The organism is Bacillus cereus group sp. MYBK101-2 (assembly GCF_051918845.1).
Lineage (GTDB): Bacteria > Bacillota > Bacilli > Bacillales > Bacillaceae_G > Bacillus_A > Bacillus_A paranthracis.
Window position 1 is genome coordinate 142198 of record NZ_JBQAIE010000001.1, and the last position, 26244, is coordinate 168441.

Sequence of the window (26244 nt, forward strand, 5' to 3'; positions counted from 1 at the left end):
TCTACTTTCAAATCACTAAAAAACCTTTACAATTCAAAAGATGACTAAATATACAATTTCTATTTAAAATCTTTATGCAGTATATACTATCAAATGCAATATTTTTCATTTTTTAGAGCAATTATACTTTTCAAAACTTCCTTATAAACATGATTTTTATAAGGAAATCTGATACAATTCTTAAATAATATTATTATGTATAGATATTACGAATATGGTACATAATTAAAGAAGGTGATTTTATTGAAATTAAATAAAAATTTACAACTATGTATATTAATTGGAACATTAATATGTTATTCAATCTATTTTATGTTTTTCTATCTATTCCCCACTCATTTTTCAAATTCGGATGTACGCTTCGCTTCACTTATTGTTGAAGCCATTACATTTGTATCACTCATTTATTCTATATATTCTAAAAAAGTTAGTTCAAATCCGTTTTGGATATGTATCACGATAGCAATTGGTAGTTTTTTATTAGGAAAAATAGTATATACATATCAAGATAGCTTCTTCAAAATTCCAATACATCGTTTTACTATTTCTGATGTATTTTATATGCTTTTTCTACTCTTCTGTCTTATCGCTTTCTGCTATAAAATCCTAAAAGAATGCGATAAATGGGAAAAAGCATTCTTTATTTGTGATATATGCATAGTACTTACTTCCATATTCACATTAGAGTGGTATTTATTTAATCAACCAAATTTAAATATATTCTCTCTTTCACTAGGAGATGTTTTTCTTTCATTTCTATATCCAATTGCAGATTTATTATTCCTTCTACTAGGTGTTAGTCTCTTTTTCCGTCCAACAATTTTTAATTCTAAACGGAAAATTTATATCTTTATTTTTGTATTAATAAGTTCTGCAACTTTTAACTATATTTATTTTTACTTAAATAACCATTTATCAACTGAAGCGATAACATTATTACGTCTTTTATATAGAATACCTATATTACTTATTGCAATAGCTGGATCTATTTCAGAAGATCGTAATAGTCATAAAAATTATTTCATTGTAAACCCTATAATAGGAAAAAAGGCTTTAGTTGTATTTCCCTATCTTGCTGTTGCAATACTAATTGGGTTTACATTAAAGGAACAAACATCATCTTCCACTCTCATTACGGGAAATTGTATTACTTTTATTTTCGTACTCATTCGTCATTCTATTGTACGTATGCAAAACAATTCCCTAACTAAACGTTTACAGGCATTTAATGCTCAACTAGAAGAAAAGGTTACTTTACGGACTTCAGATTTAGTTCATAAATCTGAGGCTCTATCTCAAAAGCAACAAAAATTCAAATCATTATATGAATATCATCCTGACCCTATTTTTACAATTGATTTAAATGGCGTATTCTTAAATGTAAATAAAGCTGGAAGTATACTACTCGGTGTACCAACGGATGAGTTACTTGGTGAAACTTGTTTTTCGATTATTTTAGATGAAGACAAATATAAACTAGCATCTGCATTAGAAAAAGTGAAACAACAAGAATCAGCATCCTTACAACTTAGTTCTCAATATAAAGATGGATTTACTTATTCTTTATACGTTACCATCGTCCCTATTATGATAGACGGGCAAATTTCAGGAAGCTATATTATGATGAAAGATATTACTGCGCTAAAAAAACAGCAAGAAGAAATAAAATATTTAGCATTCCATGATACTGTAACGAAAATTGGGAACCGTGCCTTTTTCCATAAGAAATTAAAAAGAATTATAAAAAATGCTAAAACGACAGAAAGCGAGTTTGCATTATTATATTTGGACTTAGATCGCTTTAAAGCAATTAACGATACACTTGGACATTCGGCAGGAGATCACATATTAGAAGAAGTAGCGAAGCGATTCCAATCATGTCTTCCATCACATACTCATCTATCAAGAATCGGTGGCGATGAATTTACAATCTTAATTGAAAACTATACTGACGAAGATTCCTTATTCGAGTTATGCAACCAGTTATTTGAATGCATGGAAAAATCGTTTGTCATATATGAACATACATTAACTTTATCACTAAGTATCGGCATCGCTATTTATCCACATTCCGGAATCGATACCGCTACACTTCTGAAAAACGCTAATGTTGCAATGTATGATGCGAAAGCAAAAGAACTTAATTCTGTCTCTATTTATGATGATGTAATTGCAAAAAAAATTGAAAGACGATTGCGATTAGAAAAAGATTTACCAAATGCAATTCAAAATGAAGAATTGTTCCTTTTATATCAACCTCAAGTTGATAGCAAGTCTAACAAAATTATCGGTGCTGAAGCTTTAATTAGGTGGAATCATCCTGAATTAGGTGTTATTTCTCCATACGAGTTTATTCCGATTGCAGAAGAAACGCTACAAATCATTCCAATAGGAAAATGGACACTACAACAAGCTTGTGAGCAAATGAAACGTTGGCACACAAGCGGATATTCACATTTGAAAATAGGTGTAAATTTATCTGCTAAAGAATTTGAACAAGAAGATTTTGTAAAGTCTATTTCTGCTACATTAACAAATACAGGTTTACCAGCAAGTTCTCTTGATCTTGAATTAACAGAACGAATTGCAATGATGGATGAGCGAGAAACATTAATAAAACTGCGTACACTAAAGAGTTTAGGCGTTCACATTTCAATTGACGACTTTGGTACTGGTTATTCTTCGCTAGCCTATTTACCTTTATATCCAATCGATACGTTAAAAATCCCGAGAGAATTTATTACAATGTCTGAAACATGTGATGATGGAATGGAAATTATTAAAACGATCATCACATTAGCAAATACATTAGGAATGTCAGTTATCGCTGAAGGTGTAGAAACGAAAGAACACGTGAGTTTCCTTCAAAAAAATAAATGTCAGTTTATTCAAGGGTACTATTATAGTAAACCTATCCATACGCATGCATTTACTGAACTATTAGAAATCGGGATTCACCCATAGTACATGGCTAATTGTTATAAGTAATAATGAATTTGAACAACTATAGCAAAAAGGAAAGAAGAGATCTTCTTTCCTTTTGTTTTTTATTTACATTTCTATTACTTCACTACTTCATTTATTATATCTATTAATTGATGAATCCCCTCATTATTAGTTTTCTTATATCCATTCATGTTTTGAATATATCTCTCCTTATTTGTATACAACTTATTTACTGCATGTATAAATGTATTCGTACTTACTCTGTCTTGGAGTATAACTTCCGCATATCCTTGCCGAGAAAAATATTCAGCATTTAAAACTTGATCTCCCCTACTGGAACTGTTAGTTAACGGGATAAGCAACATCGGTTTCTTCAAAAATAACAATTCAGAAATAGCAGTAGAACCCGCTCTGGAAACTACAACACTCGCCATATTTAGTATGTGCGGCAATTCTTCCCCTATATATTCGAATTGCATATAACCTTCCATGCCAACAGATGAATCTACCTTCCCTTTACCGCACATATGAACAATATTAAAATTTAACAACAATGTTTCCAAACTTTTTCTTACCATATCATTTATCCATTGAGCGCCTTGACTCCCACCCATAATTAACAATACCGGTTTATCTTGCTTAAATTTACAATAGCTTCTTCCCCGCAATACGTTGCCTCTCTCAATTTCTTCCCTTACAATTGGTCCTACATAAACCTTCTTCTCATTACTTACATTTTCTCCTGTCTGAGGAAATGTTGTACATAGTTTTGTAGTAAAAGGTAATGCTATTTTATTTGCTAATCCTAACGTACTATCTGGTTCACGTATTATTACGGGTACTTTATTCATCCATGCTCCTATTACTACAGGAACAGAAACAAATCCTCCTGCCGAAAAAATAACATCTGGTTTTATTCGTTTCATTAATTTATAGCTTTGAATGCAACCTTTTATTATTTTAAAAGGATCTTTAAAGTTCTCCAAATCCCAATATCTCCTAAGCTTTCCTGTTGAAACAATATTGTATTTAACATTTTGAACTAATAGTTTTTCAATTCCATTTTGAGATCCAATATACTCAACTCCCCATCCTTTTTCCATAAATTTAGGAATCAATACTATATTAATCATTACGTGTCCGGCTGTACCGCCCCCAGTAAAGAGAATCTTTTTATTCATAATTTATATCCACCTTTATGATTAAAAAATCTTATTTTATACTAATCTATTACATGTAAGTAACCTTAGCATTATATATATAAACCTTTAACTCAAATCCTATATCTTGCAAAAAATCTTTCATGAGGTCATAAAAATCATTTCCATACTCACTACATTCATACTGAGCAAAAACTCGGATTACAGGCCTAGTTCCTGCATCTATTACTGGATTTTTTCGATCACCCTTTTTCCCTTCCACATAGGCTCGACATTTATTTATCGCCTCATAGATACGCAAAGCATGCTCTTCTTCATTCTTCCAGTCCAGCGTATCAACAATTAAAAGAAATAGTGTATTTTGATTATTTATTGTTTCATAGCCATTCATATATTTCTTACACCCTTTTTGTTTTTCATTGCATGCAGATGTCACTACACTTCTCATACTCAAGTACATCTTTTAATGATTGATGGAATTGAATTTCTGGGATCCAACCTAACCTTTTTATTTCCTCTATTACTAAACTATCATTTGAATCACTCCCACTTTTTTCTGTTTCCTCTATGAAAAAATTCAGCTGAGTTAATTCTTTATATTGTTCTAGTACCTCTAATAAAGATCGTTTCACTCCTGATCCGATATTATACTGTTTTCCATTTATTCCATCTCGTAATAACACATGATACGCTTTAACCGCATCACGTACATCTAGAAAATCCCTACTATCTTTCAAACTGTTTACTTCAATAATGGCTTTACTTCTACCTGATTCTATATCTATCATTTTTTTTGCGAGAATCGAACAAATGCCATTTGATACTCCTGGACCAATTAAGTTTGAGGGCTTTGCAATGATAATATTTGAACCCATTAATTCGCCCCAAGCCTCTGCAATAATGACTTGCATCGTTTTACTTAAACTATATGGATTTGAAATTTTTATTTCGTTTATACTATCTGCTTGCAAAGCAGATCCTATAACTAATGTTCTACAATGCGAGGCTTCTTGCTTAATTGCCTCTAATAAATATAACGTCCCTATTGCATTAATTTCTACATATTCAAGAGCAGCTGTCCAAGACTCTATGACTGAATTCCTACCGGCTAAATGTAATACATAATCTGGCTTTATTTGTTTCATTACCTTCATTACTTCGCTCTTATTCGTTAAATTACAAGTAATACCATTTTCATTTTTTTCTCTATGTGTACGATTTTGAAACATAGGAATTACATGAAAGCCCTGTTCTAAAAAATATTGGCAAGCATGGCGTCCTGTAAAACCATTTGCACCAGTTATTAAAAGGCTCGCATTTTTTTTCATCGTAAAAATCCTCCTTTTAATAGCATTTGTTTCACTTCATGTTTTGCAAGTAAGTCTTGTTGTGAACTAAAACTCTTCACATCCACAAGCGGAAAACTAGCATAATATTCTTGAAGCCCTTCTATAGGAATAGTAGGTAGTACCACAAAATAATTTTGATCAAAACTTATACTCGTTTTACTCTCTACCTCAGATAAAAGCATTTCACTTAATTTTTCACCCGGCCTGATCCCTACCTCTTTTAACTTCACATTTTCTTTTTTCGAATCTTCAATTAACACTTCTGCTAAATCTGTTATTTTACATGCCGGCATTTTCATAACAAAGATCTCCCCGCCTCTGCCTTGATATACGGCTTTAAATAACAATCCAACAGCATCTTCAATTGTTAAGAAAAATCTAGTCATATTCGCATCGGTAATCCCTACTTGTGAAGATTTTTTAATTTGTTTTTTAAAAAGCGGTACCACACTTCCACTCGTCCCTAAAACATTTCCACCACGAACACAAATAAATTTTGTTTTCTTCGTTTGTACATTCGCATGAACCATTAACTTTTCACCAATTGCTTTTGTCATCCCATACGTATTTGATGGATCGGCTGCTTTATCCGTTGAAACATATATAACTTTCTCAACTTGCATCTGTAAAGATGCTTCGATTACATTTTGCGTACCATGTATATTAGTTTTTATAGCTTCATAAGGATAATACTCACATACTGGAACATGTTTTAAAGCTGCAAGATGGAATACATAATGTACACCTTGGCATGCATAAACTAATTGATCCTTGTCACGAATATCTCCAATAATAAATTTTAATCTATCATCATTTATAAACTGTTGCTGCATTTCAAACTGAACCGTTTCATTTCTTGAAAAAACCCTAATTTCTTTCGGTGATTTTTCTAATAGTTGCTTTATAAGCTCATGCCCCCACGAACCTGTGCCACCAGTGATTAAAATTATTTTATTTAGCATTCCTTTTCCTCCTACCAAGCATTTCAATTAACATTTATTGAATTATTTTCAATTGATTCAAATCATAATCGTCGTTTGTTACATTTAATTGACAAAATAAAAAACAGTAAGATTTTTTATACTGTTTGTATGATAAATTCCTTGTAATAAACAGCGCTCATTTATTTCTTATACTCGTAATAAAATAAATAGAATGATTCATAGCCAATAGTCATGTTTAAATTTATGAAAAAGGGAGGTAACGGAATGTACCGAAGCAATTCAAATCATACATATAACGGACCTTCCAAGGCACTGCCTCTCTCCCTATTTGATGTGAAAAATGAATTGAAACAAAAAAGTAAACTCACTCATTCTGGCACGATGTATAAATTAACGAAAGAAGAGCAAATCATCATCAACAACATAAAAATGCAGACAGAACAGCTAAATAAAAATAATGTCACAAGAACACGTGCATACTACCAATTTTACGTTCAATATCCGGAAATACATTGGGCACTACTTGGGCATATGGTATCACGTAACGGCGGTTGGAATATGACTGATTTAAGGGGAGATTTATATACGAAAATTTTATCAGAGAAAGAGCAAATCACATTTTTTTCTTTTTTAGAAAGAGGAAATTGGCTTATTTTTCAAGATGTCTATCCTCAATTTCTGCTTTATGAACAAAGTGTAAAAAGAACACAAAAGCTATTTCACCTTCTCCCTCACCTAAATGTTTCTACATTTATGGAAACGATGTGGAACGATTTTTGGAAAACAGGTAACAAAAAAACATTAGCAATTGCAACTATTATTAATGAACAAAACTACTTAGAAAAAAGAGTGATTCAAAATGTACACTTTAAAAAGACTGTACTAAATAGTATTGGATTTAAACTATTTGATTTCTTTCAGTTTAATCATATCCTGTTCCCATTCTACGCAAATGATAAGAAACAAAACGTATTACTATTTGGTGATACAATGAAACATTTCACTTCCTTACACGAACGGATCTTAATTGGAAAAAGGTTGTATTCATTATTATTTCGGGATACACATGTTTTATCTCAAGTAATAAGCTGGGCCCAACACCATCCTCATACAGGCTCAAGGAAAGATTACTGGCCTCATTTATTTTCAAGTGTGAATGAATCTTTTTCCCGTGAGTTTTATAAACGCCGAATAAAGAAATGCCAGTTGCGTAATGGCGCTTATCGTATATACAGTCCTGCACTCATCTACGCATGGCGAGATATAGAGCATGAAGAAGTTGACAGTGAAGATTGGTTTACGGACTGGCAAGTCGTAAATTACTTAGTGGATAAGGAGGAAAATATAAATGGACAAATTACAGAAGAGTACTGTAAAACACTCGAAAAAATTGAACTTGCCATTCTTGCAAAGAAAAATGTTCTCCTTCGAGAAGACGAATAACCTTTTCGCATTAGTCATTACAATCTTACTCTCTTCTATTATCGGAACTTACTTAGATGCATTTTTTGTTGCAAAACAATTATATTCCTTTCCGGTTAGACCCTTTCCCTCCATATTTTCAGTTAACATCGGCTTTACTCTCTTTGTACTACCGATTTTAACAACGATTTTTATACAAATTTCAAAAAGATTATCTACAGTTTCTAGAATTCTTTTTATTATTTCAATCGGTATTTGTGCTAGCATTTTTGAACAGATTGCTGAAAGATTCGGTTTCTTTATTCATTGCTTAGATTGGAATCATACATATTCTTTATTTGGCTATATGATTTTCTTTTCTTTTATTTGGAAAGTATATGATTTCATACAAAAATAAAGAGATCCTTATAGATCTCTTTATTTTCAATCAATATTTTCTACATTTAAATACTTAGTTTCACAGTAGTAGCCTTTGCCGCCAACATAAACTTTTTCTACTTTATTGTTGCTATTGGTTGCTAATTTAACTAATATTTCAGAAGGCGAGTGTAAAGAATAACCTTGTTCAAATACATAGACTTCTTTTTGCAAGTTGTGCTGTTCATAAAGGTAGCAAGCTAATGCACCGTTTGAAGTTCCAGTCGCTGCTTCTTCATTGATGTCGTATAGTGGAGCAAAATTTCTGCATATAATTCGATTGTCATTAAAAGTATATAGATGCATTCCGACAACATTATAATACTTGCTAATTTCTTTAATTTTTTCAAAATTAGGTTGCAGTGTATGTAATCGTGTTTCGCTTTTTATAGGAATTAAAATATCTTTTAAGCCTGTGGAGACAATTTGAATTGGATATTTATCGTCTATAGCTTTCATGTCAAAACAGTCGATGAACTCGTTTGGAGATACAACATCATAGAATATCGGTTTGTTTTGTTCCATAAATATGATGTCATCTTTTATGGTAATAGTAAGAACACCGCTGTTCGTTTCAATCGTATAGCGATTCTGGCAAAGTTTATTTAAATGCATCAGTATCACGAAAGAGCCAATTGTAGCGTGACCACATAAATCAACTTCTTCTTTTGGTGTAAAATACTCAAATTTATAATCAGCAATTTCAGATTCTGATATAAATGCGGTTTCCGCATAGCCCAGTTGTTTAGCTATTGCCATTTTTTGAGTTGTGGTCAATGTATTATTCTCAGTAAATACCACTCCTGCTTTATTTCCGCCTTTATGCTCCTTGCTAAATGCACTTGCAACATAAACGGATATTTTCATAAGACACCTTCCTTCCTCACTTATAGTAAATTGTAGCATAGAAAACACTACGTATATATCTCATTGGGTAAATTTACTATAAAGTAAGAGACAAACTATTTTTAGCATCTGAACTCTTAAAAAATAGTTTGTCTACAGTCTGAAAAATCCTTATAGATCTCTTCTTAAGCATACTCTTCGGTTATTATTAATGGTGCAAGAGTTTGAAGACTTTTTGAACGTAAACGATAGGCAACAATTTTCTTTTTATATTGCTTTATTACATCAACATGTTCTTCATGGCTATATAGAGAAAAGCTAATCTCTTTATTCCCTTTCTTCGTTTTAATCACGATTGGTGTTCCTTCCCCGTGCGGCGGAAAATAATGCTTATCTAAAAATAAAGCCTCATTAAATTCATGAATAACTTGTAGTTTCGTTTCTCCCTCTATATTTTTTCCATCTATCGATATAGAGGTATTCTCTTCCTCAAGTTTTTGATGCAATTCAAATTTACTAATAATTGATTCTACAACAGAAGTCGGCATACTAGAAACTAATACTTTAATAGCTCCAAAAACAAATAATGTAACTATAAACCATGTTGTCATTTTCATCATCTCCATTACATGTTAAAATATAAATTTCGTTCCAAACGGTATGAATATACTAATAAGTATTCCCGTAACAATCATCGTCACCGAACCGATTGTCGCTTCTCCCTCGCCTTCCTTCACGAGACGACTTACCCCGATAATATGTGATGCGCAGCCCATTCCCACTCCTTTTCCAATCGTACTTGTTATACGGAACAACTTAAGTACTGTTGGTCCAATCATAGCACCTGTTATTCCCGCAACAACTACAAAACTAGCAGTCATAGATGGAATGCCACCAATTTGCTCCGCTATTGAAATAGCAATAGGCATCGTTGCTAATTGTGGTAGGGTGGTTAGTATAAGTTCCTTATCTATATGTAACATTCCACCAATCACTACATTCATAGTCGTTAAAGCCAGTATACCTGTCACTACGCCGATTAGTATCGATAAAAAGTTTTTCATCAGTATCTTTCGCTCTTTAAATAGTGGTATCGCTAACGCTACGATTGCAGGACTCAATAAGCTTGAAAGAATGTCTCCCCCATTTCCCCTATACTCATGATGAGAAATACCAAAAATCAAAAATAAACAAATCATAATTGTAGTAACTGTTAACACCGGTAACGTGAATGGAAACGTAAATTTTTCATATAACTTTGTCGCCAATAAATAAATTACTACTGTAATAATAATTAAGACCATTTGCATCTTGCACCTTGTCGATTTTATTTTTTGGATGTTACTACTAATTGACTTATATACCCTGAAACAATCAAAGTTACTACCGTACTTGCAACTACTAAAATGAATATACTACTTCCCTTACTAAAAAGAAAAGACCCATATTCCATCAGTCCTGTTGTCGAAGGGATTAAAAATAACGGTAAAAATACGATTAACTTTTCCGCACCTTCCTCAAACCACTTTAATGGTAAAATACGAATAGAAAGGAGTAGAAAAAGCATTAACATCCCTATTAAACTTCCTGGCATTGATAGATGGAATACCCCTTGAATCCACGTACCAACTAAGCTAAATACATATAGCACGCCTACTTGAAGTAAAAGCATCACGTACTTCATTTCTTTCCCTCATTTCAATATTACGCATTACTATTATGAAATTTCATTTAACGTTTCCGCAAATCTCGTCATTCCCAGCTGAATTTGTTCGACATTTACTCTCCCAAAAGTAAAACGAACATATTCACTTTTAGTACCTAAAACACTCCCCGGGACAAACGCTACACCATTTCGTATAGATTCACCTAATAAATGATATTCATCAAACGTTCCTTGCACTTTGCACCATAAATGTATTCCACCCTCTGGAACAAAGAATTCAACCTGGTCCCCTAATATTTCTTCAAGCTTTCTAATTAACACATCTCTTCTTTCCTTCAATTGTCCACGGAGCATTGTAATATGTGCATGAAAATCTTCTGATTCTAAAAATTGATTTGCCACCCACTGCGTAAATACGCTATGGCCAAAATCAACTTGCTGCTTTGCATCCGCTAAACGTTCTATTACACGCATTGGGCCAATTACCCAGCCAATACGTAATCCTGATGCAACAATTTTTGATAATGAACTTATATAAAGAACATTGCCGTTTTGATCCATTGATTTTAATGTTGGATTCACCTCTCCATTAAATGAAGTTAAGCTATACGGATCATCTTCTACAATCGGTATACCAAATTCAGAAGACAGTTCTAAAATCTTTTTACGTCTTGCTAATGAAAGCACAGTTCCAGTTGGATTTTGATAATCCGGATTTAAAAATACCATACGAATACGATGCTTTTTATGCAAATCAATTAAGTCTTCTGGATTCATTCCATGCTGATCAACAGGTAAATGGAATATTTTTAAGCCAGCAGATTTAAACATCGGCAGTGAAAAACAATACGAAGGGTCCTCAATTGCAATCGCATCGCCAGGTTTTAATAAGCATTGAACGATAAGATTAAGTGCCTGCTGTGCTCCTGATGTAATAAGGATAGAATTCGAATCTGCTTCAATTTGTTTATATTGCTGAACATGTGCCGCAATTGTTTTTCTCAACATTTCATTTCCAAGTGGATGGTCATAACCGAGGTTTTCCATAAATGTTTTCTCCGACAAAATTGTTCGGAATCTATCACTCGGAATTAATTCTGGTGACAATTCACCACTCGCTAAATTAATTAAGTCTTCTTTTTGTGTTTCCGTTCTAATTTGTTGAACGAGTGGTACGTTAGGTAAGAACGATCCATCCTCAACGTACCTACCCCAGTTCGGTATTCGTTTATGTGAAACACCCCATATGTCTGTATTCACCCGTGTTCCGCTTCCTTTTTGCCGTTCTACTACTCCAAGTGATTTTAATTCTTCATATGCAGCTACTATCGTACTCCTATTCACCTGTAATTCTTTTGCTAACATGCGCTCAGAAGGTAACTTACTGTCAGAAGGAAACTCACCTGAAGAAATACCCCTTTCAATATAATCCGCTATTTGTTTATATACAGGCGTCTTATCTGCACGATTTGGTTTCCATTCCATATAGTTGCCTCCTTTCAAAGCTAACTACCCTCAATTTATTACTAACAGTATTTACCGTAAAAATAGTATTAATTAGTCACATTTTCTCATCCTAAAATGGATATATTAAAATAGCTCCGTTTCTGATTACTCGATAGCTTCTGAAATTCCAGCTTCATACTCTCGCTTTAGTTCTGTTACAAACTATCAAATTATTACCGCATACCATGTTACCCCTAGCAGTAGTACAAAAAGAAGGAGAATATAGATTGCAGATAAATTTTTCACATTTCTCTTTGTGGACTTGCCGTAATTCTCCTCCACATTTCGCGCAACTAGCACGGTCCCAAACAGCGATCCAACTACAATAATAACGACTAGTGAAATCGCAAAGCTCATTGTATTTTCACCTCTCTAAGGCCAGTCTATTTTTATTAAGAACTTCCTCTTTAAAACGTTAATAACATACTACCTTTCTTCTCTTATCATAATGGATGTTTGCCAAAAACGGACCAACCACTTTCATGTTTTTTTGCTCCTCCACTTTAAAAATAAAAAGCAACTGAACACTTATGATCAGTTGCTTTTTTGCAGGATTATTTATGCTAATTTTCATTTGAAATTAATTTGATTTAAAAGTTTAGCCTCTTCATAATGAAAAATCGATTGAGATAACTCAAAAATTGTTCCATTTACAAGATACACTGTTTTTTAATAAGAAGCGACATATTTTATCGCTTCTTACTCTCATCATCTTTAATCTCTTATTAATGACTTATTCGCTCTTATAACTTCTTGATACAGCAATGGTGACCACTTTTCATTTATGTAGTCTTGAATGATCCAACCTACTCTTGTAGGACTCTTTTGTTTTATATAGTTTGCAATTTCAGGATTTATATAAGAGGCATAGTAATATGGACTATTCCATGCTGTACCACCAGAAGACAAACTTGTAAAATTAATATATAGATGATGTAAATCCTCACTATTATTCATCGTTTCATTGATCGTATCTTTAATAGATTTTACTTTCTCATCATAACCCACTTTATATTTATCTTGTACCGTTACATTTACGTTTTGATTTACAGTTGTCGTAAACGTCTCATTATCTGGCCAATAAAAATTATTATATCCTCCAGATTCATTACTACCGCCATATCTTTTTAGTAGTACAATTTTCCCACGAGCATCTCCAAGTTTTATATTTCCTTCTGTTTTTAAAAAGATAGGATCAACAAAATAATTTTTTTCAAACGTATTACTAAAGGAACCTTCTGCTCCTTTCATATCCTCATACTCTTTTTTTAAAGACATAATAATTGTTTCACTCGGGTTATCTTTTAAAAATTGTTTCGCTTCATTTATGAATTCATGCAGTGTTACATAAAGATATAATGGCCCATGATGAAGAACTATCGTATTATCATCTGTTAAGCGTCCTCTTATATCAAAAATGCGAGCTCCATGATCCATTTGATAGCGAAAATCATACTCTTGCGTCATTCCCCATACTTGCTTAATCGGATTTTGCAACTTGAACGTTCCACTATCATGTGTTCCTGGAATTGAAATTCGTGCTAACGGGATATTATCAGGTATAGGTTGCATCCATTTTGACCAATTTTCAAGCTCATTAACAGAGCTAGCCGCGACGACTCTCTTCTCATGTAAAGCAAATACAAATGTGATAAATATCGTACTACATATGAATAATTTCAAAATAAATTTCTTACTGCCCATTATTATTCCTCCTTTTTTGTTTTATATCAAACTTATTGAATATAATATAATCTAGTGAGTAAAAAATAAATATCATTTCATAAGTATGAAATATTGCATAGAAATAAAGTTAAAAAACATTCATATATCCTGAATTAGAAAAATTTAAAGGAACTTCATCTGAAGCTCCTTTCGTTTACTTTATATTCAATACATATGAACCATCTTTATTCTCATACTTATAGACGTATAAATAATATTTACCTGGCTTTGCATTATAAGTTCCTTTCACTACATTTCCTTCATTTTCACCATATGCTACATAGTTATTTAAATCTGATTCATGATGAAGTACCCATGTCATTCCGATATTTTGTTCATTTAGTAGGGATATGCTAATATTTTCCATAGAGTCAATTTGGAAAGTAAATACATCTACTCTATCACTATTATGTAACGTTCCTTTCACCGGTGTATGAAAGTTAACTTTATTTGCCTGTATACGTTCATTATTTGGTTCATTTTCTGTTACTTGTAACTCATTCCCACCGTTTGGTTTTCTTTGTCCATACCCTAAGTTAACTAGTATAGACTTCAAATCTGGTAAAACACCAATTTTATCTGCATATGGATCTTTAGATTTTGTTCCTGTGCTCTGGTTGCTTAATATTGCTCTTAGTTCACTCGGTCTATATGGTTGTCCTAAATTTTCTTTCGCAATGCTTTGTACTAAAGTCGCTGCTCCGGCAATAATAGGTGACGCACTCGACGTGCCACTAAAGCTAGAGGTATAAAGATTTACAGCACTTCGACTTTGCTCTGCTGTAGTTGTATCTACGTTTTCTCCCCATCCATACACATCAATACGGCTGCCATAATTCGAAAACCACATACGCTCATGAGGGAAAGATGAAGAGCCCGCTCCTACCATAATTGCACCTGAATCTTTAAAATCTTTACTATTACGATTTAAAATTTGTTTACCATTTCTATCTTTAAATTGGTCTAAATCATTCCAACCATTTGCTCCAGCTTCTATAATGACAACACCTTTATCTGTACCGGCACGAATTGCATCAAAGATATCTGGTTGTACCTCAACAGGTAAATATTTATCACCATATCCATCAAAGGAAGCTTGTGCCTCTAATAATAAAACATCCCCAGCTTCTAACTGATTCACAGCACTTAATATTGCATCAGCTGTATTATACTGTCCGTTATCTCTTATTTGAGAGATCACCTTTGCTTTCGCTTTTGGCGCAATCCCAATATTCCCAACTTCATTGTCCTCAGAGGATACAATTCCTAGTACAGACGTCCCATGACCGACATGTTGATCTATATTTATTCCAGACATTAATTCAATATTTTGATGTACTAAATCCTCATGATTTAATAACCATCCATATTCCATATCAACAAAAGTTATACCATTTCCGTTACCGCCTTGAACTTCCCAGGCGAAGGGCGCATTAATACCGTATGGTGCTGCTTCTAAATAACCTTGTTGTTTAAATCTAGGATTGTTATTAGGACTAAGAGATACACTTGATGGTCGCACTTCTGGTGGCGTTATTTTTTCTTGCTTCTTCATATACACATCTCCTATTAAAGAAGATTTCTTTAACCTATCTACTAGTTCTTCTTTCTGCTCACCATTTTGAGTTTGAAGAATATAGTAGTTTAATAAATTTGTAGATACATTATTGGGTGCTTTCACTTCAAGGTCTTCTATTTCCTCTGGACTTACAGATGTGAATAAACGCGTGAATGTTACATCTGGATATTCTACCAAAAGATCTTCTAGTACTTTGTCGTTCGTTTGAGATTGTATTTGTTTTTCAATACCATCTTCATATGGAAATTTCAAATCCGCTTTAAATTTTACAATGATTTGCTTATCTGTTTCTTGATCTATTCCTAATTTACTCTGCTGCTCTATAGAATTAGCATGTACACTATTGATAGTGCCTCCTGTTCCTAAAAGTGTTGTAATGATTACAGTTGACGCACACATTTTTCGAAATATTTTCATTACTTCAATCCTCCTATTAACAACAATTAATCATTATATTAATTTATAGTGATTTTATTTATATAACATATTCCCTTTCTACTAAATAGATTATAGTAATCAGCAATATGAACTTCAATGTATTTTCATATGCAATATTTCATATTAGAACTCTACAATACATGAATAAGAAACTTATAATGATTATTTATTTTATATGTGCTAATATACTTACATTAATATATTAAGTATATAAATATCCAAAACTAGATTACTGAACAGCTTCACCTTAATTTTTTCTTAGGAGGATTTACAATGAAATTATTAAAAATAAAACATATAATCCCTTTATCTGCGGCTGCAATTACATTCGTATGTAGTCAAAGTACAGCTGAGGCTTCTACCATTCATACAGTAAAAAAGAATGATACACTTTGGGGCATTAGTAAACAATACGACGTTTCAATACAATCCATTAAACAGGCTAACCATAAAGGAAACGATCAAACTTTCATTGGCGAACAGTTACATATTCCAGGTTCCGTCAACTCAAATGAAATCACTGTTCACCAAAACGCCAAACCTGCGAACATTTCTGAGCAAATTATTTATCAAGTACAACCGGGAGATTCATTGGAAACGATAGCAAAGCGTTACAATGTTACCGTTCAATCTATAAAGCAAATTAACAATACAGTGGGAAACAAGCTCTATGCAGGACAACATTTGAAAATCAACTCAAGCATTTCAGAAAAAGAAAAAGACTTAATGGCACGCTTAGTTACCGCTGAAGCAGGTGGAGAATCATATAAAGGAAAAGTGGCTGTAGCAAAAGTTATCCTAAACCGTGTAAATGCAAACGGGTTTCCAAATACAATAACAGGCGTTATTTATGAACCTATTACATATGGATATGCATTTACTCCTGTTACAGATGGAAGAATTAATCATCCTGCAAGCCCAGAAGCAAAAATGGCAGTAGATGAGGCTATCTCCACAAATGGAATACATTCTGATTGGCTTTATTTCTACAATCCAAAAACATCAACAGACAAATGGATTACGACACGTCAAACAGTAGCAGTAATCGGTAACCACGTCTTCGCTAAATAACATTTAAAATCATTAACAGACCTCTTCACTTAAAAGGTCTGTTTTTTTATATGTAAGATTTTATTAATCATATGACATAGTGATCTTTTAAAACTATCTCTTCTTTCAAATAAAAAATTTGTATTTACTCCACCACTCTGAAAAATTAAGAAAGCATCAAGTTCAAAAACTCCCTCTTTATTCATAAAAGCTATTTCTTAACTTCATAAAATTGTTATACACTAGAAAAATAAAAAACAAACTATTCGTTAGCGGGTGAAAGAATATGTATGATGTTACAATTATCGGCGCTGGAGTAAGTAGCATTTTTATGGCTTATTTACTAGCTAACAGTAACAAAAAGGTTTTAATTCTGGATAAAGGGAAAGCGCTAGAAGATCGCCATTGTCCTTTAGACGAAGGAAAAGTGTGTACTTGTACTACATGTGATAAATATTTTGGGTTTGGCGGGCTAGGAAAATCTGAAGGGAAATTTAATTATACAAACGGATTTGGTGGAGAACTTGAGCAAAAAGTCGGCAAAGAAGGCTTTAAACAACTTATGGCTGAAGTAGATGAAATTCTATGTCAGTTCGGAGGAAGCTCTGTTTCAAAATATTCTACAGAAAATCCAACTCTCAATAAGAGGGCTGAAGCTTGTGGTTTGCAAATGCTAACAACAGAAGTACGGCATCTTGGTACTACCCTTTCAAGTGACATTTTTCATCAACTCTATGAATTTTTACTTCCGAAAATAAATATACAATTTCATATAGATGTGCAACATATTATGAAACAGAAAGATCATTTTACAATAGAGACAAATGAAGGAACAGTTCAATCTGAGCAACTAGTATTTGCAACTGGGCGTTCCGGAGCAAACTGGTTAAAAAAAATGTGTACTTCACTAAATATTTCTCAAGAACAAACTCGTGTAGATTTAGGTATTAGAGTAGAGATGAAAGAACACCAATTACGCTCTATATTAAAAGATACATTCGAGACGAAACTTTCTTATGAGCAGGAAGATTTCACAGCAACTACGTACTGTATGAATCCAAAAGGACGCATCATTAGAAAGTACGAAGAAGGTTTAGTTATGCCTGACGGTCAAAATTTTCGAGAGAAAGGAACTGGTACACCTAACTTAAATTTCACTTTATTTATCCCGCGCTATTTTCCAACTCTCAAAGAAGCAAATCTGTATGCAAGCTCAATTATTAAAAACATTAACCAAGGACGAGAGCGAATTGTTATACAGCGCTTAGAGGACTTATTAAAAAAAGAACCTACAATAGCGAACGATATGAAACATAACCGTATACAGCCTACACTACAAGGAGATTATGGAGATTTGAATACAGAAATTCCTCCCTTATATATTGAAGGACTTAAAGAATTTTTATTACGCTTAGAACAATTTATCCAAGAACCGATCGATACAGATACTTTATTATATGGAATTGACGGAAAGTTTTATGCTCCTACGATAAAACTCAATAACCATTTTGAAACCAGTATACATGGGCTATTTTTAGTCGGAGATTGTTCAGGCGTCACTCATTCATTATCTCAAGCTGCTGCAAGTGGGTTGTATGTTGGAAAATATTTATCTATGGTTTAAATTCTTTTAAAATACCAATTAAATATTTTAAATTTCACAACGCTTTATTTATGTACCTTATCCTTCCCCCCGCTAACGACTCCCCCGTAAAAAATCGGAATTTTACGAGATACATATGTAATATAACTATGTATGTAAAACGATTGACATTCAATTTATTAGAATTGAATGTCAATCGTTTTACAAGCCTCTATTCATTTCTCATTTCATTTGTTCGATATTTTGTAACATCATCATAGTGTTTAATATGTTAGGATGTCTATAAGTATTTTTTACTACAACTATGACTTTATCTGCTCTGTTCTAAAAAATAGATTTACGCTTTACATTTCCTCATTGTACGTATGTGAATACTTTATATTATTACCTTTAGAAACCATTAGCTAATTGGTTTATTACACTCTAATAGTTATAAAAATATAATATATAACACAAGTTAAATAAATTGTATAAAGAAGGAGTAAAAATGAAAAATAAAATCAATTTACAAATGCAAAATATAAGCTTTGTTTTAATAATTGCTTTAGCAGTATGGTTAAAAACATATCTTATTACAAGATTCAGTTTTGATTTAAAAATTGAATCTTCTACACAAGAGCTTATTTTGTTTATTAGCCCTCTCGCTGCATCATTAGCTTTTGTCGGATTCGCATTATTTGCAACCGGTGAAAAGCGAAATTATATCGCGCTATGTATTAATTTCTTATTAACAATTGTACTTGTTGGGAATGTAATGTTCTATGATTTTTATAGTGATTTCATTACGTTACCAGTACTTGGACAAACATCAAACTTTGGCCAATTAGGCGGTAGTATTATAGAAATATTGAACTACAAAATTATACTCGCATTCGCAGATATTATTTTCTTCTTTATTTTATTAAAGAAGAAAGCACTAGTCTTCCAAACGGGGCGCGTAACTCATTCGGCACGCTTGTTATATTTTCTCTTAACGATTGGTGTATTTTTTGCAAATCTACATCTTGCAGAAAAAGAGCGACCTGAATTACTAACGAGATCTTTCGACCGAGTCATGCTTGTTAAAAATTTAGGACTATACACGCATCAAGTATATGATTTAACACTACAAGTAAAAGCAGGATCACAAAAGGCACTTGCTGATAGTAGTAAATTACAAGAAACAGAAAACTACGTGAAGGCAAACGAAAGTGAGCCGAATCCTAACATGTTTGGTATAGCGAAAGGAAAAAACGTAATTGTTGTTACTCTTGAATCCTTACAAACCTTTTTAATAGGCGCAACAGTTAACGGACAAGAAGTTACACCATTTTTGAATGAATTCATAAATGAAAGCTATTACTTTGATAACTTTTTCCACCAAACTGGGCAAGGAAAAACATCCGATTCTGAATTTCTAATCGATACGTCGTTATATCCATTAAATCGAGGAGCTGTATTCTTCACACACGGTAACAATGATTATACTGCGACTCCAGAAATTTTACGTCAGCAAGGTTATTTCACTTCTGTATTCCATGCGAATAATGCAACATTTTGGAATCGTAATATCATGTACTCTGCTCTCGGTTATGATCGTTACTATAATGAACTTGATTACAAAATTACGCCTGAAACAAATTTAAATTGGGGCTTAAAAGATATCGAGTACTTTGATCAATCAGTAGATATATTAAAAACTATTGATCAACCATTTTACGCTCGTTTCCTTACTTTAACGAACCATTATCCATTTACGTATGATGAAGATACTAAATTCATTGAACCATATGACTCTGGTAATGGCGTATTTGATCGTTATATCGTAACAGCACGTTACTTAGACGAATCCATTAAAAAGTTTATTGAGCGTTTAAAAGCCGAGGGAATGTATGATGATTCTATTATTGTTTTATATGGTGATCATTATGGCATTTCTGAAAAACATAATCGCGCAATGGCACAGTTTTTAGAAAAAGATCAAATAACAGAATTTGACACTTTAAATTTACAACGTACACCTTTATATATTCATATGCCTGGTCAAACAGAAGGTGAAACGATTTCAAAGCCTACGGGCCAAATCGATATAAAACCTACTATTCTCAATTTATTAGGGATTGATACTACGAACGATATTCATTTTGGTCATGATATGTTTTCAGATAAATATACCGGTTTTGTCGTTTTACGTGATGGTAGCTTCATTACAGACAAATACGCATACAAAAACAACACTTTCTATGACCGCATAACAGGTGAAATTGTAAATTTACCAAAAAAAGAAGCTCAAGCACTCATTAACCGTGCACAAAATGAATTACGAATGTCTGACAAAATTATTGAAGGCGATTTATTACGTTTCTCAGAAAGTAATAAAATTAAAACTGGTGAAGTACAAACTAAAATTAAAGAGACTGAAAAATAATCTTAATATGAAAAGGGAGCAACTCGTTACAGTTGCTCCCTTTTACTCTCTTATAACATGTGATGCAATTTCACATAAAAAATCTTATATATTTTACTTTTATTCTGCACTTGTTTCTAAAATTACATCTGTATAAGTATGATCATCACCCATATGTAAAATTACTTCACATTGACGTAATCTCAATTCAAAGAGCATGATAGAATCATGATAAACTTCAGGGTTTGATTTCATTTTATGTAACATCTCTTGTTTTTCTTGTATTTCGAATTGCATATTTTCTACAGCTTGTTTCAAGGAGTTAAATGGATTCCTAAAGAATATATGAATATCTCGCTCTTGTGTGTTTTCGAATAGCTCAAATTGCAAGAAAAATTTCTTCATAATAGAATCCGTTACCTCGGTATAATCTTCATTTTCTACATACTGTTTGTATTTGTTATATAGCATAGTTTTGTTTTTCGGAAGAACTCCAAATAATTTACCGGCACTTTTCAATAAAAATTGTGCTGGCGTAAATCGACGTAAAATATTTACTTCATCCATTTGTATGCTATTCGTCATTCTGTCAGTATCTCTGCGCCAGTCATCAAGCACTTTAAAGTCACATTCTAACTGTATTCGATTTTCTCCAAATAAAGAATTAAGTCCTTCACTAAGTTCTTCTAAGTACGATTGACTTTGAAGGAGCTCATTATGAGAAGTGGCAATCCAATTTTGCATAGAAAGAGCAAGATGAGGTAATACAGTTTGTTCTAAATATTTATGCACTCTTTCGTTCATTGCTTTGTTTAGTTCTGTATCCATGTGACCGAAATCACTGTCTTCACTCATTAAATCAGAACAACTCTGTAATATCTTCGGTATATTTTCAGTAAGTTCGTTCGTAATTTCCATTTTCATTGTACGATATGACTGTGTAATGAAATGAATTTTTTCCCTCTCAAACGCAGTAAGGTTATTCATGCTACCGTTTAGTTTCACTAGCATATCTTCATTCCAATTAATAGCATCCACAAGATTGTTTTCTTTTTCAACACGTTTATTTAAAAGATATGTAATTGTTTTTCGGATGAAGAACAATAGCTTTTCAGTACGTTCTGCATCAATATTTTTATGATTAAAGTTAAAATGAATAAACTCAGTTAACTCATTTAATTGTTGATTGCTTGTATATAACGAAGAATAAGGAAAAATTCTCGCTTGCGGGAAATATGTGTTTATTCTCGCTGCCGTATCTTGTAATACTCTTTTCACTTCTGCTTCACTGTAAATGTTATCAATTTTATTTAATAAGAAATGAATTTGTAAATTTGGTGTATGTTCTTGAATGCTTAATAAAATATCACGCTCTTTATCAGTAAACGGTGAATCCGCATTCAATACAAACAATAATTCATCCACAGAATTTAGATATTCAAATACTTCATCCCTAGTGTCATTATTCCTATTAAATCCAGGTGTAACTACAAATGTAAGTTTATTTTCATTTAAAAATCTACATGGTAATTTAAATTCAACACATGCTCTATCTCTATACGTTTGATGGTGCTGAGACATCATATTATGATAATCAGAGATATCTTCCGTTGTTGTAATTGCAGCGTCTGTTATGGCGTTAATTTCTGTATGAGCATCATTTTTTAAAACTACTACATTTGAAATTGATTTTTCTACTATATTTTCTCCTAATATAGAGTTAATAAATGTAGTTTTTCCGTTCCCTGAAGTTCCCGTTACTAAAATACGATTTGTTCTTAAATCCGCAAGTTCGTCAACTAACCATCTAAATCGGTGACCTATTTCTATATTGTGCTTTTGTGCCCACTGTGTAATAGATTCAAAAAGATGTAGACTGTACTCTAAAGCATTCACATGATTCATAGAATATGACAGTAGGTTTTCCGCATGTTTTATATTTGATGAATCTATTTGGTTAGGAAAAATTTCATCCCATGCCAATACAGCTGCTGATGGAAATACAGCATAAGACGGATTGACTACTTTTAACCAATTTGTTAAAAGACTTGGAATGATATCGTGTAATTGTCTAAGCGTATATTTCCCTTGAATTAATGCAAAGTATGTTTCTTCGTAAAGAGAAGAAATTTTGTCCCATATATCGGAAGACTCTATTTCAATATGTAAGAAAAATTCATTTATTGTGTTAAGCCACAATAAGTAATTTTGTTCATTTTTATAACTGTTCCAAAGTGATGAAACCATTTGCGTAAATTGTACTTGATCTACATTATTTAATGTAACTAATGCATCATAAAAATAATCTGGTGAAATATGTTTAGTAAATCCTTTATCGATATATCCTTTTAACACCTCAAACCACGGATAAGATTCTGTTCGAATTAACTCATTCACAGCAAGCTCTACTGCACTATCAAAATCTTGTTGTTCCTCATAAAAAGAACGGGCAATTTTTGTAACATTCGGATAGTCTGGATTTAAAGAAACTGCTTCTTTAATAACAGCGAAAGCTGAATCAAAATTATTTTGCTCTATGTAAAGAGAAAGTAATTGTAGTCTAATTTCAGTCATCAATATTTTATTATCAGTAGTAATGGAAGTATATACATTTTCAGCAATTGATAATTGATTCAGTTCGAAATACGCATCCGCAATATTTTTTTGTGCCCACGGTGCTAATTCATTACTAACCTTCTCCCATTTAAAAATAGCTGCTTCAAAATCTTGATGGCGATAATAAAATTCACCTTGCGCAAAACGAATATAAGATCCATCAGAAACCTCATTTTTTTCTTCATTTACATAAGCTTCTCCAAGTACGTCAAGAGGTGATTTTGTTACATTCTCCATTAGAAATGTTTCATAATACATCTTTTTTATTAATTGTTTTTCTATTCTCATCTTTTCCCCCACTATATCTTGAAAATACATTTTTAAGATATGTCAACACTTTATTTATGTATGCTTTTTATCTTAACAAAGAATATCTTTTGGAAAATTTCATTTTCCTTTCATTTTTCAAGTAAGATTGAATTTTTATGAGAAAAGTTTCAGTTTTTTTTCAATTCCCTTTCAGTTATGAAACAGCATTAAATGTTCCTAATAACATAATAACACTATAATATCCCGCATTATATTATCAGGAAAACCCTATATGAAACATATTATAAAAACAATTTATAACGAATATATATGCAAAAATCACTTCACCTAACATAAAAGAGTTCATCACATAGTGCTTGTTTGATAAACATATATACTAAGTTTCTTCAGAATTTCACATACACCATGATAATTTAAACAACAACAATAGTGAGCAGCTATTCATACAATATCTTTCTCGAATTGTTTTCCTTTAGAACACTTCAGTAGTTACGTAATTAAATTCCATTAACCTCTATAAATAACTAGTCCAAAAAAAATCTATATGCATATCATGTTATAGTAAAGAATTCAGGAAATCGTAAAAGGAGGCATTTTCATGTTTGAAGATAAATCTAAAATAAACTACCCGTATGAATTTACTGAAACTACAACAATCCCGCTAAAAAACCCTATCAATAAAAATTTCAAAAACGGCTCTGGTACACATACTTTCCCAATTAAGAAGCATTATAAAGAGCAGGTGCTATATACGGAAAAAATTAATAATAATAAAAATAAATAAGCGTATAGGCTCTTATAACAATTAATCAAATAAGAATCTATATTAGACCTTGCATAGTTATAGGTAATATATAAGGCTTTCTTATACAACTCATGTACTTTTAAAAAGTGCTGATATACAGCGCTTTTTTATACATAGATAATAGAAGAACAAAAAAGGTATGGATATTTTCCACACCTTTTTTGTTCTTTACTATTTATAAATAAATTCCACCTTCACTGCTCCTTAGCCAATGCTCCTAGCAGCAAAATTCTACTTGTTGGAGTCATTGAAGAAAGGAGTAAATTTATGATAAATCCCAAAGCTAAAGAAGCATCCAAGAATGATATAAACCATTATTGCTCTATTATATATATTCAAAAATGCACCAAACATTGTTTCAAAGCTGCTTAGTTTTCATAAAATATTTTTTGTTTCCGTTGGAACGGATAGGCTTTAATCTCATCTGTATCTAAATTTTCATGAAATAAATGAATAGCTATAATTTGTCTACAATCGTAAGTATGATAATAATATGTTCCGGACTCCATACACATTACACTTGTATATATGGTATTATCTAATGCACCTTCTTCTGTTATTACTCCACCTTTAGGTACCTCGCAATTTGATAAGATATGAAAAAGGGCGGATACTCCCTCTTCTTCACTATCTATACCTTGAATGTTTTGTTTGCCATATGCTGCCCGCACAAACCTCGATGGCGGGGTGAAATCCCCTGGAAGTCCCATTGAGCCTGAGCCCTGGCCAAAAGCACTTAATGGTAAATTACTCCATTCTGTTGGCGCGAATGGCTGCGATTTAAGGCCAATATATTGTCTTAAATTTTGCAAATGCCAATTAAACTCCGGACTATTCGTCATCACTCCTAGTGGGTTATCATACATCTTTAATCCTTCATTTGTCGGCTCCAGTACAATGCAATCTCCCCATTTATCCGCTAAGATCCAATGTAGCGGTGGCGTAAGTCCTAAATCCGGTAATGGTATATCCAAAAAGGTAATGCTATCTACAGATTTCTTTAACTCTTTGACAGAATTGAATTGTGTAAGACTCCAAGCTACAAAATCAAATGGAGCTAAATTCGTTTTAATGTCATCTATGCTTTGACTATAAGTAGCGAATCCTGGAAAATAGAGTGTTGCACATGTCATACCTGCTTCATTTACTCCGTCCGCCATAATGATCCTTCCTTGATGATTAATTCCCATTCCGACCGTAGCATGTTTCGTATTAATGATTTCACCAGTTATATTATTCCACTGGTAATGCCGAGGAATGATTATTACTTCTTGATTCATATCTAATGTGAAGTCCATCGTTCTTGCAAAAAGATGCTGACCGTTTTTTGTCTCTAATGTCAAACTAGTACACATAAAGAACACCCCATTTTATGGTTTTATCTACACTTTACATAATTCTGATAAATCTGTAAATTAAAAACCTCTTTCCTTACAAACAAATTGAGAACGCACATATAAATTACAAATAGGTTGAGGTTATCTCTAGTTTATATTTGATCTTTTTTAATAACTCA

The 26244-nt window shown here is 32.4% G+C and carries 21 protein-coding genes and 1 pseudogene; 7 read left to right on the top strand and 15 right to left on the bottom strand.

Annotation, left to right across the window (positions count from 1 at the left end; all coding sequences use genetic code 11):
- Nucleotides 1-243: 243 nt before the first annotated feature.
- A complete protein-coding gene (locus tag ACTFSI_RS00715; protein WP_000773544.1) occupies nucleotides 244-2964 on the top strand; it encodes a sensor domain-containing phosphodiesterase in 2721 nt (906 codons plus the stop codon).
- A 98-nt stretch (nucleotides 2965-3062) separates the two neighbouring features.
- Here the strand turns inward: ACTFSI_RS00715 and ACTFSI_RS00720 are convergent, their stop codons facing one another.
- The 4 genes from ACTFSI_RS00720 to ACTFSI_RS00735 are packed head-to-tail and all read right to left on the bottom strand — an operon-like array spanning nucleotide 3063 to nucleotide 6417.
- Complete coding sequence (locus tag ACTFSI_RS00720) at nucleotides 3063-4127, bottom strand: undecaprenyldiphospho-muramoylpentapeptide beta-N-acetylglucosaminyltransferase (RefSeq protein ID WP_001035067.1); 1065 nt, start codon at nucleotides 4125-4127, stop codon at nucleotides 3063-3065.
- A 49-nt stretch (nucleotides 4128-4176) separates the two neighbouring features.
- Nucleotides 4177-4497, bottom strand: a complete 321-nt coding sequence (locus ACTFSI_RS00725) for a DUF6572 domain-containing protein (RefSeq protein WP_044791616.1) — start codon at nucleotides 4495-4497, stop codon at nucleotides 4177-4179.
- A 25-nt stretch (nucleotides 4498-4522) separates the two neighbouring features.
- Nucleotides 4523-5434 (bottom strand): NAD-dependent epimerase/dehydratase family protein, encoded by a 912-nt coding sequence (locus tag ACTFSI_RS00730; protein ID WP_070806733.1) that lies wholly within the window; start codon nucleotides 5432-5434, stop codon nucleotides 4523-4525.
- Nucleotides 5431-6417: a UDP-N-acetylglucosamine 4,6-dehydratase family protein gene (locus tag ACTFSI_RS00735; RefSeq protein ID WP_000932606.1), complete on the bottom strand. Its 987-nt coding sequence runs from the start codon at nucleotides 6415-6417 to the stop codon at nucleotides 5431-5433. The genes ACTFSI_RS00730 and ACTFSI_RS00735 overlap by 4 nt, the downstream gene beginning before the upstream one ends.
- A 246-nt stretch (nucleotides 6418-6663) precedes the next feature.
- Between ACTFSI_RS00735 and ACTFSI_RS00740 the strand changes: the two genes are divergently transcribed.
- Together ACTFSI_RS00740 and ACTFSI_RS00745 are read left to right on the top strand one after the other, a co-directional pair.
- Nucleotides 6664-7842: a DUF2515 domain-containing protein gene (locus ACTFSI_RS00740; protein ID WP_440045202.1), complete on the top strand. Its 1179-nt coding sequence runs from the start codon at nucleotides 6664-6666 to the stop codon at nucleotides 7840-7842.
- Entirely contained in the window at nucleotides 7748-8218 is a 471-nt protein-coding gene (locus ACTFSI_RS00745; RefSeq protein ID WP_270363084.1) for a CBO0543 family protein, read from the top strand. The genes ACTFSI_RS00740 and ACTFSI_RS00745 overlap by 95 nt, the downstream gene beginning before the upstream one ends.
- A 26-nt stretch (nucleotides 8219-8244) precedes the next feature.
- Here ACTFSI_RS00745 and ACTFSI_RS00750 read toward each other — a convergent pair whose 3' ends face one another.
- The 9 genes and pseudogenes from ACTFSI_RS00750 to ACTFSI_RS00790 all read right to left on the bottom strand — a co-directional run bounded on the left by ACTFSI_RS00750 (nucleotide 8245) and on the right by ACTFSI_RS00790 (nucleotide 15977).
- Nucleotides 8245-9105, bottom strand: a complete 861-nt coding sequence (locus tag ACTFSI_RS00750) for a PhzF family phenazine biosynthesis protein (protein ID WP_138321270.1) — start codon at nucleotides 9103-9105, stop codon at nucleotides 8245-8247.
- 164 nt (nucleotides 9106-9269) lie between these two features.
- Entirely contained in the window at nucleotides 9270-9695 is a 426-nt protein-coding gene (locus ACTFSI_RS00755; RefSeq protein WP_044791608.1) for a YfmQ family protein, read from the bottom strand.
- A gap of 21 nt (nucleotides 9696-9716) precedes the next feature.
- Nucleotides 9717-10388 carry an LrgB family protein gene (locus ACTFSI_RS00760; protein WP_138321268.1) on the bottom strand — a complete coding sequence of 224 codons (672 nt, stop codon included), beginning with the start codon at nucleotides 10386-10388 and terminating at the stop codon, nucleotides 9717-9719.
- A 23-nt stretch (nucleotides 10389-10411) separates the two neighbouring features.
- Entirely contained in the window at nucleotides 10412-10768 is a 357-nt protein-coding gene (locus ACTFSI_RS00765) for a CidA/LrgA family holin-like protein (RefSeq protein WP_440045203.1), read from the bottom strand.
- A gap of 33 nt (nucleotides 10769-10801) precedes the next feature.
- The gene (pdxR, locus tag ACTFSI_RS00770) at nucleotides 10802-12235 is read right to left on the bottom strand and encodes a MocR-like pyridoxine biosynthesis transcription factor PdxR (protein ID WP_440045204.1); all 1434 of its coding nucleotides are present in this window, start codon (nucleotides 12233-12235) and stop codon (nucleotides 10802-10804) included.
- 186 nt (nucleotides 12236-12421) lie between these two features.
- Nucleotides 12422-12613, bottom strand: a complete 192-nt coding sequence (locus ACTFSI_RS00775) for a hypothetical protein (protein WP_270363093.1) — start codon at nucleotides 12611-12613, stop codon at nucleotides 12422-12424.
- Between the two features lie 213 nt (nucleotides 12614-12826).
- Nucleotides 12827-12922: pseudogene (locus ACTFSI_RS00780) on the bottom strand (GntR family transcriptional regulator); the annotation flags it as partial.
- A gap of 48 nt (nucleotides 12923-12970) precedes the next feature.
- Entirely contained in the window at nucleotides 12971-13960 is a 990-nt protein-coding gene (gene plcA, locus ACTFSI_RS00785) for a phosphatidylinositol diacylglycerol-lyase (RefSeq protein WP_270363094.1), read from the bottom strand.
- Nucleotides 13961-14135: 175 nt separating this feature from the next.
- Nucleotides 14136-15977 carry a S8 family peptidase gene (locus ACTFSI_RS00790; RefSeq protein ID WP_440045205.1) on the bottom strand — a complete coding sequence of 614 codons (1842 nt, stop codon included), beginning with the start codon at nucleotides 15975-15977 and terminating at the stop codon, nucleotides 14136-14138.
- A gap of 294 nt (nucleotides 15978-16271) precedes the next feature.
- Here ACTFSI_RS00790 and ACTFSI_RS00795 point away from each other — a divergent pair, with 294 nt between their 5' ends.
- The 3 genes from ACTFSI_RS00795 to ACTFSI_RS00805 all read left to right on the top strand — a co-directional run bounded on the left by ACTFSI_RS00795 (nucleotide 16272) and on the right by ACTFSI_RS00805 (nucleotide 21058).
- Nucleotides 16272-17069: a cell wall hydrolase gene (locus ACTFSI_RS00795; protein WP_000771000.1), complete on the top strand. Its 798-nt coding sequence runs from the start codon at nucleotides 16272-16274 to the stop codon at nucleotides 17067-17069.
- Between the two features lie 265 nt (nucleotides 17070-17334).
- Nucleotides 17335-18672, top strand: coding sequence for an NAD(P)/FAD-dependent oxidoreductase (locus ACTFSI_RS00800; RefSeq protein ID WP_139895600.1), 1338 nt, complete (start codon nucleotides 17335-17337; stop codon nucleotides 18670-18672).
- A gap of 466 nt (nucleotides 18673-19138) precedes the next feature.
- The gene (locus tag ACTFSI_RS00805) at nucleotides 19139-21058 is read left to right on the top strand and encodes an LTA synthase family protein (RefSeq protein WP_044791599.1); all 1920 of its coding nucleotides are present in this window, start codon (nucleotides 19139-19141) and stop codon (nucleotides 21056-21058) included.
- A 99-nt stretch (nucleotides 21059-21157) separates the two neighbouring features.
- On the opposite strand, the gene ACTFSI_RS00810 is transcribed toward ACTFSI_RS00805, so the two are convergent.
- A complete protein-coding gene (locus tag ACTFSI_RS00810; protein WP_440045206.1) occupies nucleotides 21158-23971 on the bottom strand; it encodes a dynamin family protein in 2814 nt (937 codons plus the stop codon).
- 550 nt (nucleotides 23972-24521) lie between these two features.
- Between ACTFSI_RS00810 and ACTFSI_RS00815 the strand changes: the two genes are divergently transcribed.
- Nucleotides 24522-24707, top strand: a complete 186-nt coding sequence (locus tag ACTFSI_RS00815; RefSeq protein WP_000461128.1) for a hypothetical protein — start codon at nucleotides 24522-24524, stop codon at nucleotides 24705-24707.
- Nucleotides 24708-25096: 389 nt separating this feature from the next.
- On the opposite strand, the gene ACTFSI_RS00820 is transcribed toward ACTFSI_RS00815, so the two are convergent.
- Nucleotides 25097-26083, bottom strand: a complete 987-nt coding sequence (locus ACTFSI_RS00820; RefSeq protein WP_138321255.1) for a choloylglycine hydrolase family protein — start codon at nucleotides 26081-26083, stop codon at nucleotides 25097-25099.
- Between the last annotated feature and the right edge of the window lie 161 nt (nucleotides 26084-26244).

Bases quoted from the DNA above. Each gene is read 5' to 3' on its own strand.
- ACTFSI_RS00795 (WP_000771000.1), top strand. From the start codon at position 16,272: ATGAAATTATTAAAAATAAAACATATAATCCCTTTATCTGCGGCTGCA.
- pdxR (WP_440045204.1), bottom strand. From the start codon at position 12,235: ATGGAATGGAAACCAAATCGTGCAGATAAGACGCCTGTATATAAACAA.
- ACTFSI_RS00725 (WP_044791616.1), bottom strand. From the start codon at position 4,497: ATGAATGGCTATGAAACAATAAATAATCAAAATACACTATTTCTTTTA.
- ACTFSI_RS00805 (WP_044791599.1), top strand. From the start codon at position 19,139: ATGAAAAATAAAATCAATTTACAAATGCAAAATATAAGCTTTGTTTTA.
- plcA (WP_270363094.1), bottom strand. From the start codon at position 13,960: ATGGGCAGTAAGAAATTTATTTTGAAATTATTCATATGTAGTACGATA.
- ACTFSI_RS00815 (WP_000461128.1), top strand. From the start codon at position 24,522: ATGTTTGAAGATAAATCTAAAATAAACTACCCGTATGAATTTACTGAA.
- ACTFSI_RS00775 (WP_270363093.1), bottom strand. From the start codon at position 12,613: ATGAGCTTTGCGATTTCACTAGTCGTTATTATTGTAGTTGGATCGCTG.
- ACTFSI_RS00750 (WP_138321270.1), bottom strand. From the start codon at position 9,105: ATGAAAATATCCGTTTATGTTGCAAGTGCATTTAGCAAGGAGCATAAA.
- ACTFSI_RS00790 (WP_440045205.1), bottom strand. From the start codon at position 15,977: ATGAAAATATTTCGAAAAATGTGTGCGTCAACTGTAATCATTACAACA.
- ACTFSI_RS00745 (WP_270363084.1), top strand. From the start codon at position 7,748: ATGGACAAATTACAGAAGAGTACTGTAAAACACTCGAAAAAATTGAAC.
- ACTFSI_RS00810 (WP_440045206.1), bottom strand. From the start codon at position 23,971: ATGTATTTTCAAGATATAGTGGGGGAAAAGATGAGAATAGAAAAACAA.
- ACTFSI_RS00755 (WP_044791608.1), bottom strand. From the start codon at position 9,695: ATGACAACATGGTTTATAGTTACATTATTTGTTTTTGGAGCTATTAAA.
- ACTFSI_RS00730 (WP_070806733.1), bottom strand. From the start codon at position 5,434: ATGAAAAAAAATGCGAGCCTTTTAATAACTGGTGCAAATGGTTTTACA.
- ACTFSI_RS00735 (WP_000932606.1), bottom strand. From the start codon at position 6,417: ATGCTAAATAAAATAATTTTAATCACTGGTGGCACAGGTTCGTGGGGG.
- ACTFSI_RS00800 (WP_139895600.1), top strand. From the start codon at position 17,335: ATGTATGATGTTACAATTATCGGCGCTGGAGTAAGTAGCATTTTTATG.
- ACTFSI_RS00820 (WP_138321255.1), bottom strand. From the start codon at position 26,083: ATGTGTACTAGTTTGACATTAGAGACAAAAAACGGTCAGCATCTTTTT.
- ACTFSI_RS00740 (WP_440045202.1), top strand. From the start codon at position 6,664: ATGTACCGAAGCAATTCAAATCATACATATAACGGACCTTCCAAGGCA.
- ACTFSI_RS00720 (WP_001035067.1), bottom strand. From the start codon at position 4,127: ATGAATAAAAAGATTCTCTTTACTGGGGGCGGTACAGCCGGACACGTA.
- ACTFSI_RS00760 (WP_138321268.1), bottom strand. From the start codon at position 10,388: ATGGTCTTAATTATTATTACAGTAGTAATTTATTTATTGGCGACAAAG.
- ACTFSI_RS00765 (WP_440045203.1), bottom strand. From the start codon at position 10,768: ATGAAGTACGTGATGCTTTTACTTCAAGTAGGCGTGCTATATGTATTT.